Below are 13,534 nucleotides of genomic sequence, written 5' to 3'. Positions count from 1 at the left end.
ACTATCTCACCCCTTGTTCCTTCAATGATTGTTTAAGTATTTTCCCAGAAGCATTTCTCGGAAGCGCTTCCACGCGTTCAAATAGACGTGGAATTTTATATTTTGCTAGATGCTCCTCTAAATACGCCTTAAGTGCGCTCTCATCAATCTCTATCTTTGTAGCGTACACAGCCTTTACGGTTTCGCCCCACTGCGGATGTGGAACTCCGATAACAGCCACCTCAAATATGCCGTCATAGCTTAAAAGCAAATCTTCAATCTCTTTCGGATATATATTGACACCGCCCGAAATAATCACATCTTTTTTTCGATCAACAATCCAAATAAAGCCGTCTTCATCTTTCCGCGCTAAATCTCCCGTTTTCAACCAACCATCTACAAACGCTGCCTTTGTAGCGATTTCATCTTTGTAATAGCCCATCATGTTGCCTTCACCGAATAACACAATCTCCCCGACCTCATTCACACCAACTTCTTCCCCACTATCGTTAATAATGCGTAGCTCCGTACCGAGTGGTGCACGTTGACCAATACTCCCTGCTTTCGCTATATGCTCTTGCCCGAACATTAAAGAACCACTTGGCCCAGCCTCTGTTAAACCATAAACACATGTTAGATTTTCTGTTCGAAAAGCTTTTTGTATATGACGAATTTCATTTTGTGATAATGGCGCCCCTCCGTAAACCCACCATTTCATTGAAGATAAATCTGCCGTTTGCAGTCTCTTTGTTTGAGCAGTTAATAAGTAAGCGACTGGTGCCCCGAAAAAATGCGTCGTCTTTTCTTGTTCTACCATGTCTAGTAACAAATCTGGTGTAAAGGTTGGCGTTAATACATTTGTGGAGCCAACAAGGACGCCTGCCATTAAAAATAAATGTAATGGGGCTGAATGCGTTAACGGCATCATTAGAAGAATACGGCTTGCAGGCTTTACTTCCATTTCGACGGCAATCATCTGTGCTACTGTTAATATATTACGATAACTAAATAGCACACCCTTTGGTTTTCCTGTTGTGCCTGAAGTATATAAAATCGTTGAGGCATCCTCTTCATTTAGCTGGCAATCTATTGTTTGTGTACTTGCATGTTGTATTAACGTCTCATAATGAAGCCACCCTGCCTCCATATGACCCGTCTTAATCTTTAAAGGCACGACGTTGATATGCTCGACAGTAGCAAATATAGCTTCATGTACTAAAATGGCTTTAGCCTCAGCATGCTGTGCAACATACTCAACCTCCTGCAATGTAAATTTGGCATTTACAGGAACGACAATAGCGCCTATACGCTGAATCGCAAAATAACTAACAACAAACTCTACAACATTAGGCATAAAAATAATCACTTTATCATTTTGGCGAACACCCTGTTCCATCAAAGCATGACCAAGTCGCGTCACTTGCTCATCTAATTCGCGGTAAGTCACGCTTTTCCCATGACAAACAACAGCTTCTTTCATAGGGTACTTTCGGGCATTTCGCGCTAACAAATTTGAACTATTCATCGTGCATCTCTCCCTTTAAAGTCAATAATTTTTCACTAAACATGCCATGTAATTGCTGTAATTCATTTTTCATTTGTGTAAGCTCAGCTATTTTACTCTCAATTTCTTGTATTTTTTGATTTCCGTATGCCACAGTCCGTTCCAATTGTTGAATCCCTGAACGATCAAAATCAAAGAGCAACACCATCTCCTTGATTTCTTCCAATGAGAAACCATAACGCTTTCCTCTAAAAATAAGCTTGAGCTTCGCCATTTCCTTTTTGGAAAAGGTTCGTTGATTCGTAGAAGATCGATGTGGACTTAGTAGCCCCAACTCCTCGTAATAACGAATCGTACGTGTAGAAACATTAAATTGCTTCGCTACTTCCTGAATCGTTTTCAAAACCAACTCCCCCTTCACAATTTTTCATCAGTATATCATTAACGTTAACGTCAACTTCAACAGAAAATTAGAAATAAACAGAAAAATACACACACAAAACACAAAAAAAAACGGTGCCAGTCACTCAAACAATTCTCAAACAATTTTGTTCGTAAAAACAGAAAAACCCCGACACGCAATTGTGTCGGGGTGATAATCATGTACATTACATTTTTTCTGGTGCAGATACGCCAATTAGACGTAGTGCGTTGGCAATCGTTGTACGAACAGCTGTAATCAGTGCTAAACGCGCTTCTGTTAGCTCTTTATTCGATGCATCTAACACTTTTTCAGCGTTATAGAAGCTATGGAATGCAGCTGCTGTTTCTTGAATATAGTTAGCGATACGGTGTGGTGTACGGTGTTTTGCAGCATCCGCCACTACTTTCGGGAAATCACCAATTTTTTTCAATAAATCAATCTCTTTTTCAGCAGTTAACAGGCTTAAATTTGCTGTTGAAGTAGCGAAGCCTTGTTCTGTCGCTGAACGTAAAATAGAAGAAATACGCGCATGTGCATATTGTGCATAGTACACTGGGTTTTCATTTGATTGAGAAACCGCTAAGTCAAGGTCAAAGTCCATATGTGAATCACCAGCTGTTTTCACAAAGAAGTAACGCACAGCATCTAGACCAACCTCTTCCACAAGCTCACGCATCGTTACAGCATTCCCTGTACGTTTGGACATTTTGAATTTCTCGCCGTTTTTGTATAACTGCACCATTTGGATAATTTCCACTTCTAGTGTGTCACGGTCATAGCCAAGTGCTTGAATAGCCGCTTTCATACGTGGAATATAGCCGTGGTGGTCTGCTCCCCAAATGTTAATTAGTTTATCGAATCCACGAACAATTTTATCCTCATGGTAAGCGATATCTGGTGTCAGATATGTGAAAGAGCCATCGTTTTTAATTAGTACACGGTCTTTATCGTCACCGAATGTTGTTGAACGGAACCAAGTCGCACCGTCCTCTTCAAATACATGACCATTCGCTTTTAATTTATCTAATGCTACTTCGATTTTGCCGTTGTCATATAATGATGTTTCAGAATACCACACATCAAAATTCACGCGGAAGTTCGCTAAGTCTGTTTTTAATTTATCTAATTCTAAAGCAAGACCATGTTGACGGAAAAATGCAAAACGTTCTTCATCCGGTTTTGATAAAATCGAATCGCCATGCTCGCTCGCTAATTTACCTGCAATGTCGATAATATCTTGACCATGATAGCCATCTTCAGGCATATCAGCAGCAAGGCCTAATGCTTGCTTATAGCGCGCTTCCAGAGAATAAGCCAAGTTATTAATTTGATTACCAGCATCGTTAATATAGTACTCACGAGATACAGCATAACCAGCCATATCTAAAACATTACACAATGAATCCCCTACAGATGCTCCACGTGCATGACCTAAGTGTAGGTCGCCAGTTGGATTTGCTGAAACAAATTCAACTTGCACTTTTTCACCAGCTCCTGCGTTAGAGCGACCATAATCAGCACCTTGTTCAAGGATAGCTGTTACAACTTCTGTTAAGAAATCTTTACGAACCGTTATATTCATAAAACCAGGACCTGCGATGTCGATTTTTTCGATATCAGTTCCTGCTGTTTCAAGGTTTTCTAAAATTGCCTCTGCAATTGCACGCGGTGGCTTTTTCGCTAATTTCGTTAATTGCATGGCAATATTTGTTGCATAATCACCGTTTGCTTTGTCTTTTGGTGTTTCAAGGTGAATCGTTAACTCTGTGCCAGCTTCGACTAAGCCTGCTTTGTCAACAGCCTGCGCAATTGCCGTTTTAATGGCTTGTTGTACTTGTTCTACTGCGTTCATCATTGTACCTCCGTAAATGTAATGTCTAATGTATAATTGCCAACGCTTTGTCCACCCATTAATAAATCGTATTGCACATGAAAATCTCCGCACATTTCATGTCTAGTAAATAGCATGTTTTTGGTTTGTGTTACGAGTGGCATCGAACCTAATTCACTTTCATAATGGCCAATTTGTTGTTCAAAAATATTGAGTGGTAAGCGCATTTTGACTGCTCCAGCGCGCATAATAAGTGCCCGTTCCGTGTCTAACTTCATCGTCGTGCGGATTGTTTTATCATCCTGCATCTCTTCATATTTTAAATATAGGGAATCTGCTTTATTGATTAGCTGCCCATCCAACCACATTTCCAAGGTTTCGGACTCCCCATCAATCGGACGAATCGTCGAAATGAGCTTAATGTTCACCTGCGATTTTACTTCGTTCACCTTCATGGACGCTCCCTTTTAATCTTTTTACTATAACCTTTTTATTATAGGATAAATGTCCGCTTTTTTTCAAGATACAAGTGCGTATTGTTTTCAAGCATTGGCAAAAGAAAGTGAAAAGATTTACTATTATCTATATATGTTCGAGAAAGGAACTACTATTAATAGATGTTACTTCATATTTATGTCAGCTTTTGTATTACCTTTACTTTAATTATTTTAACGTATTGGCCATTTACTCATCCGACTCGAAGAAAATCATTTATCAAAGATTTTAAACCAATTTTAGTCGGCATTATTTTTGGTATGACAGGCCTTGTATTAAGTGCTATATCGTTACGTTTTTTACAAGGGACGCTTATAAACATTCATATTGTACCGCTACTATACAGTGGGCTGATTGGTGGTCCGTGGTCAATTATTATAAGCGGTGCAATTATGGGGGTAGGGAGTCTATATATCATTCCTACACAATCTTTATTGTCCATATCAAGTTTATCAAACATTAATTTAATCGTTCTTTCGATTATCCTTGCCTTTGTCGCTTGTAAAAAGCCTATTACACTTCACACTTTAACAACTTATTTTTTTAGTGTCATGGCAGAAATTATTGTAATGCTTGTACTAGCAATCTGCATGCCACCTATACTGAAAATAGAGACCATTTTAGGATTCATTGCCTATGCCCTTTTTACATTTTTTACAATTTTCACAGTTATTACACGTTTACAAGCAACTAGTGAAAAAGTACAGCTCATTTATCGACTTAAGGAAAAAGACTATTTAACACAACTACCAAATAATTTGGCGATACGATCATTTGCACAAGAAATGGTACTAGAAACGGACAATTTTTCTGTACTCCATTTTGATGTCGACAATATGAAAGATATAAATATTAAGTATGGCCATTTAGCTGGTGATGGGATTATTAAGCAACTCGCTACCATTATTCATCATTATATTGAAACGAAAAACGGAATGGCCGCACGTGTTGCTGGTGAGGAGTTTTATATTATTTTAAAAGATGCCCCACCTGCTATCGCCCTCTATCATGCTGAAAAACTAAGACATGTAATTGCACATCACTCTTTTAAAATTAATGACAGGCAAACTACGCCATTGACGGTTTCTATTGGTATTAGTTCAAGTCCCGATAACGCTGTAGACTTTGATGAACTTACCATTATCGCCACACAGGTTACTACAGAAGTGAAAGCTTTAGGTGGCAACCAAGTAGTACATGCCAACAATAGTGAATTTCATAAAGGATGCTAATGTTAGGTCCTCTATACCAGAAACTGCGAAACTTTGCGATATTTGCAAACGTCTTGCAGTTTCTTTTTATGTGCCATGCTAGCAAACATTGACAGATATTAACTCTAATACTACATTTATATTGTTATTTCAGAATTTTCAAATTGTTAAAAGAAATGAGGTATACTTTATGCTATCGCTTGAAAAAATCCAAGCTGCCAAAATGAAAGTCGCACCTTATATTTATGAAACACCTGTTATTCGCTTGCAAGGACTCGATAATTTATTACATTGCAACGTTTCGATAAAAGCCGAAAATATGCAAAAAACCAACTCTTTTAAATTGCGTGGGGCTCTTAACAAACTACTGTCGATGCCAGTTGAACAATTACAACATGGCGTTGTGGCAGCTTCCTCCGGTAATCATGGCAAAGGTGTGGCTTTTGCGGCTCAACTATTAAATATTCCAGCAACCATCGTTTTACCCGATTCAGCACCATCTGTTAAAGTCGAAGGCATACGAGCCCTTGGTGCACGTATTGTCCAATGTACGCTTGCAGAAAGACATCAAGTGACTGAAACCCTAAGCTTAGAACATGGTTATGCCATTGTGCATCCTTATGATGATTACGATATTATGGCGGGGCAAGGGACAGTAGGATTGGAAATTTTAGAACAGTTCTCTCAGGTAAGTGCAATTGTTGTTCCTATTGGTGGTGGTGGTCTGCTAAGTGGTGTCGCAACTGCGGTAAAATCTTTAGCACCACATATTAAAATCATTGGTGTTGAACCAGCCGTCGTCCCTCGCTATTCCAAAAGTATTCAAGTTGGTAAAAGATTACTATTAGCTGAACAACAATCGTTAGCGGATGCTCTATTAACTTTACAACCTGGGGAGCGAAACTTCCCGATTGTTGAAAAATTAGTTGATGACATTGTGCGTGTAGACGAGGCTTCCATACTTAACGGGATAAAAACATTGCTACTAGAAGGCAAAATATTAGCTGAACCCTCCTCTGCCATCGGGATAGGAGCAGCTCTTCGAGGCAATTTACCGATTACGAAAAACGACCATGTTTGCTTCCTTATTTCAGGTGGCAATATTGGGCTAAATCAATTACAACGTTTATAAGGAGGAACTTATTATGAAGAAAGTTTTGATAGAACAAGAGCCAATCGGGCATTATACACCAGGCATGATTAGTAACGGGAATTTATATATTTCGGGGCAAACTTCAGTCGATCCAGCTACAGGCAAACCTGCAACTGGTGGCATTCACGCTGAAACATTCATGGCTCTTCAAAAGATGGAAGTCGTGCTTCAAGCAAGCGGTCTGACGAAGGAGGCTGTTGTGATGTGTCGCGTCTATATAACATCTGCTGATTTATGGGCGGACGTAAATGAAACTTATGCACAATTTTTCGGTAGTCATAAGCCTGCCCGCGCCATTATCCCAATTAAAGAATTAAGCCATGGCTGCTTAATTGTATTAGAGGCAATTGCAGAACTTGAAGGTTAGTGCTATGTACTTAATAAGAAAAAGCATCAAAACATGCTCTTTTTCGTTCGAAAAATATATATTCACACCGGCTAAATATTTTCGAATTTTCAAATTATTAATCCCGAAATAATTGAAATAATAGTTTTAATTATGATATTTTTTAAGTAACTCGAGTATAAGTAAATTTGTTATAACAAATTATCATTATAAGAATGTTTCATATAAACAGGAGGTAATTTGTTTTGAAAAAAATAGCTTATATTTTAACTTTCTACTTATGTTTCTCAGTAGTACTTACGCCCATAAGCAGTAGTATCGCACTAGCAAAAACAACCTCAAGTAATTTTGATTTAATAAACAACGCTACTCACAATACAGATTTTGATTGGGATTCCGTCCGATGGGAAGAAACGTATTTCGAAAACTCAAACGATAGTTTCCCTGTTTATCTTGATGAACAAGACGAAAACATTGAAATAGTAGACCTTGAGCCTGGAGAAGTCTATGATGGACAATATCATATTATTAATGAAGAAGATTTCCCTAAAATACAACCACGCTTATGGAATTTGGTAGCTAGAGTTGTTTTATCAGGTGGACAATACGTAGTTAAATTTGGTTCAAGAATATTTAAAAAACAACCTGCTAGTGCTGCACAAGTAGAAACGATAGCATTCCAGTCTGCTACTGTAAATATTGGGAATGGAAATACGGTGCTTTTACAGAGAAGTAGTATGGTGCATATTTTACAACAACACCATCCACGTTTTTGGACAGGTTCAACTGGAAAAACTCTTTTTAATCCTAACATCACTACTTCTCAACTAAGATCACAAATAATTCAAATCCTAAATCAAAATAGACATAAGATTGATCTAAACGGCTATGGAAGAATAAATGTAATGATTGAGGGACAAGTTTATAGATTAGTAGTCTCTAATAATCGAGTAACTACTTTTTATCCTGTGGGCTTATAGGTGAACTATATGATTAAAATAGATACATTTATTGCCATCGAAACAAAAAGTCTTTATTCCCATACGATTGAACAGCTTCAACAGGAATTTACTAGCATTCAAAGTAACAATGCACTACAGATTATTGCAAAAAATCTAACGAAAAGTAAAGGTCATTTTTTACATGGTGCTATTATTGTAGAAATAGACGATGTTCAAATTACGTCGTTGTTTGATTGGGACGATTGTGATTTAATATGGCCAGGATTTTTAACGATGGTCATTGATTTCTTGCATGATGGATTTGGTGAAACTGCTACATCATTGAATGATATTCAATGGACTTTAGAAAAAATTCTGACGAAACCAAGCCCTTTGGTTGTTTTTTCCTCAAAACATGGTCGGGGGGAAATCACCAAAGGAGTTTGCAATGAATATGACTTTCTTCAAGCAGTCTTACTTAGCGCACGCCAATACCTGACGTTAAGGCAACAAGATACCCGAACACACACTTTAAATGGCATGGCTGAAAAATATCATTATCTAAAAAGTTTAACGGAAAATTACTTCGGCTAAAAGATTTCATAGCCATTATTTTGTTTGAAATGCACTGTCTAAAATGTGCAGTACTTACATGCTAGAAGCAATGTATTGGGCTAGAGTAGTAGCTATCCTTGCTATTTTACTGGTTGTGACAATGTTATTAGTAAAGTCTAGCAATGTTAAATTGAACATTATATAACGATAAACAAGAGTGTGATGACTGTAGATATTATTAAAGGAACTAAAAACAGTTGTTTTATCGTAAATTTATAGGGATTCACAATAAGTTTTTGAAAAGTATAATTGAGAATCAACACTGTAATAGTTGTGAAAATAAATGTTAGGATGACTGTATACATTTGAAGAAGCCCCCTTCCCACCTTAATAAACTGAATATTCACATTATTGATAATATATTATAACATAGTTTCATAGAAATAGAGGAGATTGAAAGTGAGAAAGTTCTATTTCAGCTTTTTGTTAGCTGTTGCCGTCTTTGTGTCACTGTCATTTGAATCGTTCAATGTAACTGCAATAGCGGCAGAAAAAGAAACTCAGGTATTAACGCCTGCCCAAATAGAAGAAATAAATGTGGTATTAGAGATTTTAAGAAATCACGTGAATACTAGATTAGAACATGGTGAAACAAATATAACTTTGTTTGGTAGTTTGAGTTTTCAGAAGGAACCTATAAGTCTTTCGTTTCAAGTCGAAGAACTGGGTTCTAGTATTTCGCCATTTTCAGTACAACAAAGAAAGACTTTTAGAACAGAGGTAAAGAATACAGCTGGATTTGATTTTGGCCATGTTTTGACAGGTAGTTTTTTGTGGGGTTCGGGTAAAGTAGGGAATTATTCTTATGATGCTTTTTTATATGGTTCTTTTTATGGTAAAACACATTCTACGAGAGCTACTAGATTGGATCCTAGTGTCGTTGAAATTTCAAGTATGGGTACTTTTAAAGCTTTGAAATATGCTCCTGTAGAGTATAACACGCATATGAAAGTAGAACTTTATGGAAGTGGTACATATCGTTTAATGGAATCTAAGTTAGCCATTAAGTAAAGCTGTATTATTTATGGATGAGAGTGAAAAGATAGAGTAGCACATATAGCTACTCTATTTTTATTTCACCGTGCCTAATATGGAATTGTTGCAAGTTTAACGTGAAATACTAATAAAACATAGATGTATCAATGTTTTTAAATTTAGCACCCTACCCCTACTAAAAACGCTCCCTAAACATCATTTACAATGCCTCTAAAACTTGAGGTTAATGCTTTTTATACAATCCCCATTTCTTTTCCTATTTTCTTAATTTTACTAATGACCATATCGAGCTGCTCTATTGTATGTGTAGCCATTACCGTTATACGCAACCGACTTGACCCTTTCGGCACTGTTGGTGGTCGAATCGCTGGAATAAAGACACCTTCATCCAGTAGTTTCGCAGAAAACTGCATGGCTTCATGAGAACCACCAATAATAAGAGAAATAATAGGTGTTTCCCCTTCTTTCATTACAAAACCAGATTCCTCTAATTTCAATCGTAAGTACTGCGCATTTTTCAGCAATTGCTTTCTCCGCTCGGGCTCATTCTGTATGATGGAAATGCCTTCTCGCGCTGCTTCAATCGCACTTGGCGATAAAGCTGTTTGGAAAATAAAAGATCGGGCGTTATTTAACAAATAGTTCTTAGCAATGGATGACGTCGATACAAATCCACCCTCTGCACCAATCGCTTTACTCAACGTGCCTACTGTAAAATCAATCTCATCTTTCAAACCAAAATAATCAGCGGTACCACAACCATCATTGCCAAGAACACCTGTTGCATGCGCATCATCAATCATTATGTACGCTTTGTATTCTTTGGCTAGCTCAACTATTTTTGGAAGTGGCGCAATATCACCATCCATACTAAAAACGCCATCCGTTACGATTAACTTCAATCCATCCCCATGTGATTGCCTTAATTTACGCTCTAAATCCGCCATATCCGCATGTTCATAAACAATGGTTTTGGCTTTACTTAATCGACAACCGTCTATAATACTCGCGTGATTCCAAGCATCAGAAAAGATAGTATCTCCTGTTTTCACCACACTCGAAATCACACCTACGTTCGCTAAATATCCACTGCTGAAAACAATGGCTGCTTCAGTCTTTTTAAAATCTGCAATTTCAGATTCTAGCTGTTCATGAATGTCGAAGTTTCCAGTTGTAAGTCGAGAACCGCCAGCCCCTGTCCCGTATTTACTAATACCTTCAGTTGCTTTCTTTTTCAAACGACTATCTGTTGCAAGGCCTAAGTAGTTATTGGATGAAAATAGCAAAAATTTCTTACCATTCATCACTACCTCGCTTTCATTTCCAGTTGAAAACAAACGTAACTTCCTTGTCAATCCTTGCTCTTCTATTACTTGCAGTTCCCTTCGAAAGCGATCATTCATTTTTAATGCCCCCTAATGAGAATAGGTTCTCTTTCTAAATAGTGTATATATGATTCTAGCTCAACTTCATCTGACACAAAAAAAATACGTCCGCCACTTTCACAGCCTTCCCTTTTTAAAGGCGTAATTCTGACATAACCAATCTCATGATTGCTTACATAGCCAGTAACGTATTCTGGATCATCTGACCAACATAATTCTGCGATGGTATACGGAGAATTTGCCACTTTCGTTGCCAGAGCTAGCGCTTCACGAACACGCTCATTGTAACCTACATCAGCGTCTTGCCAATCGATTCGTGATACACGAACGCCTTTCAGTCCGCGATTGTCAAGTCGCAAGCCAGTTTGACAATGAAGGAGGATAGCCCCACGAAGATTTTGATTACTAGAAAGTAGATGAAAAGCAACATTTTGTGCCTGCTTGGAAACACCTACTGAGGTTAATATGCTCCTAGCTTCATTATGTGCCCTTTCAATTGAACTCTCATCAATTGTCGTTATTTCTAACGGTGGCATATACAGTATCTGATCACCTGTAAGTTTTTCAACGGTAATTTGAATAAAGTCAGCATCTCCGCGCGAATGATTCCTTGCTTTGTTCAATAACTGTTTTACAATTGGCTCTATTTGAAATTCACTCCCTATCCGTTCCCCACCAGATATATGCTTTTCTCCTCCTTCGAGATTTTTTTCAGCTGCACGCATTCGAATGCTATAACACGTTTCTAACATGATGATCACCTGCTACTTTCTTATTAATTGCATATAACATTTTCGTTATTGGATAAACACTGACAGCCGTAATGACCATCCCTGGAATCGCCAAAACGAATAGTGGCAAAAACGGGGTCCCTAACGTAAAAGCCAATCCAAGTCTAGCAACCATTGTTCCAATCGGTCCTGCCACAACTAGTACCGGAATTGAAGTTCCTAATAAAACAATGATTAGACCAACAGTCAATCGGAAAATTATTGAAATTTCAACATTTAAGATGGAGTGTATACCTAGTAAAAATAAGATTAGACTTGCAATGATTCCCGCAAGAAAATATCGCTTAAATCCAAATACTGCTGCAATCGCAACGGCAATCGGTGCAGATAATTGAAACTCAGATCCAGGAATACCTGTTGGAATCTTAAACATGCCTGTAACGATAATAAGACAAGCTAGTAATGAAATCTGAGCAAGATCATATGTAGAAAACTTTCGCATCCTCCTATTCCTCCCATTCTAACTTCTTCGATTTGAGTTAACTTTAATAATAATTAAGTTAACACATTTATAGATAGGAAGGTAGATTAAAATTGTTTTTCTATATTTTTTTCAAAAAAGGATAGAGCTTTAACAGTGCTTCGTCAAAAAGGAAAACGCCAGAAACCTATGAAACAAGAGGATTTCAAACGTCCACGAAGGTGAAATAAGCGATTTATTATTGGATAGAGGAATGACAAAAAAACACTCTCGGCTCATCATGCAGCTGAAAGTGTTTCTTTGGCCATATTATTATTTGATTAGCTTCCAGAAGTTTGGTCCATAGTTTGAGTTCTCAATGAAAACTTCTAATTCATTAAAAGGAAAGGTTTCTCCTACTTTTAATTTATAGATTTTATTATTTATAGGGGAACCAAAAGAAATATCTAATTGTTTGTCGTTAAGATTAAATAGAATTGAATGAACAGTTCCGAAATTTTCTTCGAAATTGTGCACTGTTACACCATTAGGGTATTCATTAAACATTAATTGTTGTAATTTATTCTTTGTAAAAAAATCATTACTCTCTAAGTTATTTTTCAAAAAATTATAACGTATTTCAGATTGTTCTAATTTTCCGTCTTCAAGCTTCATTATTTTTGGCATTACAGCGTGATTAGTTGCAATCAGAAATCCTGATTTTTTATTGCCCCTTTTTACGACCTTTTCTCCATCATACGTTTCTACTAAAGCTACATTACCTTTGGCATCTGACAGTAGCAAATTCATATTTGTTCCAATAGGCATATTCCCTAAATAAGTAATTCCTTCCTCAACATCTTTACAATTTTCAAGTAAAGCTCTTACTATTACCATAAACTGAAGTCCTTTTAGGATAGGCTTTTTCATTCCTGGATGTTTTCCAACTGGAATACCGCATGAGGCAAAAGCTACACAGAATCCCTCTTCATTTAAGCCTTCACTTCGACCAAAGTAAGAAACGGAGAATCCCGTATGACTGTATTTCCCTTTTACCTTAGTTGTACAAAGTCTCATATCAGATATAGCTGGTGACAAATCGTAATTTCTAAGGACATAAGTTTTACCATCACTTGTTTTGGATGGTAAAACAGCGCCTAAACTACATCCTCCTGGTTGTAGTAAAGTTTCATCAAAAAAGTTAAGACAACTAGGCTTTATATTTAATGAATCTGCAAATCCTTGTAGCTCTTCGTTTAAACCAGGAACATATTGATCAATTAGTTGTTTCGTATCCTTATATTTTGTTTCATCTATTGATTCAGATGATAAAATGACATTCATTGCATTAGGATTCTTTCTTATTTCCTCTCCTTGCAGTCTACCAATTTCATAACTGGTGCCTTTAAGATAAGAAATAGAAGCTTGAATTGAATTCATATTTGTCACTCTCCAATTCGAAT

At 37.2% G+C, this 13,534-nt stretch carries 14 protein-coding genes; 6 read left to right on the top strand and 8 right to left on the bottom strand.

Features of this window, described 5'->3' with window-relative positions:
* Position 1: 1 nt before the first annotated feature.
* The 4 genes from T479_RS02510 to T479_RS02495 form a co-directional block, all read right to left on the bottom strand.
* On the bottom strand, positions 2-1,504 hold the full coding sequence (locus tag T479_RS02510; protein WP_024362864.1) for a class I adenylate-forming enzyme family protein: 1,503 nt from the start codon (positions 1,502-1,504) through the stop codon (positions 2-4).
* Positions 1,497-1,886: a MerR family transcriptional regulator gene (locus T479_RS02505; protein WP_025218575.1), complete on the bottom strand. Its 390-nt coding sequence runs from the start codon at positions 1,884-1,886 to the stop codon at positions 1,497-1,499. Before T479_RS02505 ends, T479_RS02510 begins: the two co-directional genes overlap by 8 nt.
* A 205-nt stretch (positions 1,887-2,091) precedes the next feature.
* Positions 2,092-3,759: an arginine--tRNA ligase gene (gene argS, locus T479_RS02500; RefSeq protein ID WP_024362862.1), complete on the bottom strand. Its 1,668-nt coding sequence runs from the start codon at positions 3,757-3,759 to the stop codon at positions 2,092-2,094.
* The gene (locus T479_RS02495) at positions 3,759-4,187 is read right to left on the bottom strand and encodes a YwiB family protein (RefSeq protein ID WP_227665406.1); all 429 of its coding nucleotides are present in this window, start codon (positions 4,185-4,187) and stop codon (positions 3,759-3,761) included. The genes argS and T479_RS02495 overlap by 1 nt, the downstream gene beginning before the upstream one ends.
* Before the next feature lie 168 nt (positions 4,188-4,355).
* Between T479_RS02495 and T479_RS02490 the strand changes: the two genes are divergently transcribed.
* The 6 genes from T479_RS02490 (at position 4,356) to T479_RS02465 (ending at position 9,510) form a co-directional block, all read left to right on the top strand.
* On the top strand, positions 4,356-5,465 hold the full coding sequence (locus tag T479_RS02490; protein WP_024362860.1) for a diguanylate cyclase: 1,110 nt from the start codon (positions 4,356-4,358) through the stop codon (positions 5,463-5,465).
* A 169-nt stretch (positions 5,466-5,634) separates the two neighbouring features.
* A complete protein-coding gene (locus T479_RS02485) occupies positions 5,635-6,576 on the top strand; it encodes a threonine ammonia-lyase (protein ID WP_025218573.1) in 942 nt (313 codons plus the stop codon).
* Between the two features lie 13 nt (positions 6,577-6,589).
* Complete coding sequence (locus T479_RS02480; protein WP_025218572.1) at positions 6,590-6,964, top strand: RidA family protein; 375 nt, start codon at positions 6,590-6,592, stop codon at positions 6,962-6,964.
* Between the two features lie 224 nt (positions 6,965-7,188).
* Positions 7,189-7,923, top strand: a complete 735-nt coding sequence (locus tag T479_RS02475; protein ID WP_025218571.1) for a hypothetical protein — start codon at positions 7,189-7,191, stop codon at positions 7,921-7,923.
* 9 nt (positions 7,924-7,932) lie between these two features.
* Entirely contained in the window at positions 7,933-8,478 is a 546-nt protein-coding gene (locus T479_RS02470; RefSeq protein ID WP_025218570.1) for a hypothetical protein, read from the top strand.
* A gap of 420 nt (positions 8,479-8,898) precedes the next feature.
* A complete protein-coding gene (locus tag T479_RS02465) occupies positions 8,899-9,510 on the top strand; it encodes a hypothetical protein (protein ID WP_025218569.1) in 612 nt (203 codons plus the stop codon).
* A gap of 218 nt (positions 9,511-9,728) precedes the next feature.
* On the opposite strand, the gene bioF is transcribed toward T479_RS02465, so the two are convergent.
* The 4 genes from bioF to T479_RS02445 all read right to left on the bottom strand — a co-directional run bounded on the left by bioF (position 9,729) and on the right by T479_RS02445 (position 13,511).
* A complete protein-coding gene (gene bioF, locus T479_RS02460) occupies positions 9,729-10,898 on the bottom strand; it encodes an 8-amino-7-oxononanoate synthase (RefSeq protein ID WP_025218568.1) in 1,170 nt (389 codons plus the stop codon).
* A gap of 2 nt (positions 10,899-10,900) precedes the next feature.
* The gene (gene bioW / locus T479_RS02455) at positions 10,901-11,632 is read right to left on the bottom strand and encodes a 6-carboxyhexanoate--CoA ligase (protein ID WP_038509384.1); all 732 of its coding nucleotides are present in this window, start codon (positions 11,630-11,632) and stop codon (positions 10,901-10,903) included.
* Positions 11,613-12,113 (bottom strand): protein BioX, encoded by a 501-nt coding sequence (locus tag T479_RS02450; protein ID WP_024362855.1) that lies wholly within the window; start codon positions 12,111-12,113, stop codon positions 11,613-11,615. The genes bioW and T479_RS02450 overlap by 20 nt, the downstream gene beginning before the upstream one ends.
* A 291-nt stretch (positions 12,114-12,404) precedes the next feature.
* The gene (locus T479_RS02445; protein WP_025218566.1) at positions 12,405-13,511 is read right to left on the bottom strand and encodes a choloylglycine hydrolase family protein; all 1,107 of its coding nucleotides are present in this window, start codon (positions 13,509-13,511) and stop codon (positions 12,405-12,407) included.
* Between the last annotated feature and the right edge of the window lie 23 nt (positions 13,512-13,534).

The organism is Lysinibacillus sphaericus, from assembly GCF_000600105.1.
Taxonomy (GTDB): Bacteria; Bacillota; Bacilli; order Bacillales_A; family Planococcaceae; genus Lysinibacillus; species Lysinibacillus sphaericus.
The sequence above is the reverse complement of the archived record's forward strand: the minus strand, read 5'-3'. Positions and strand labels throughout refer to the sequence as shown.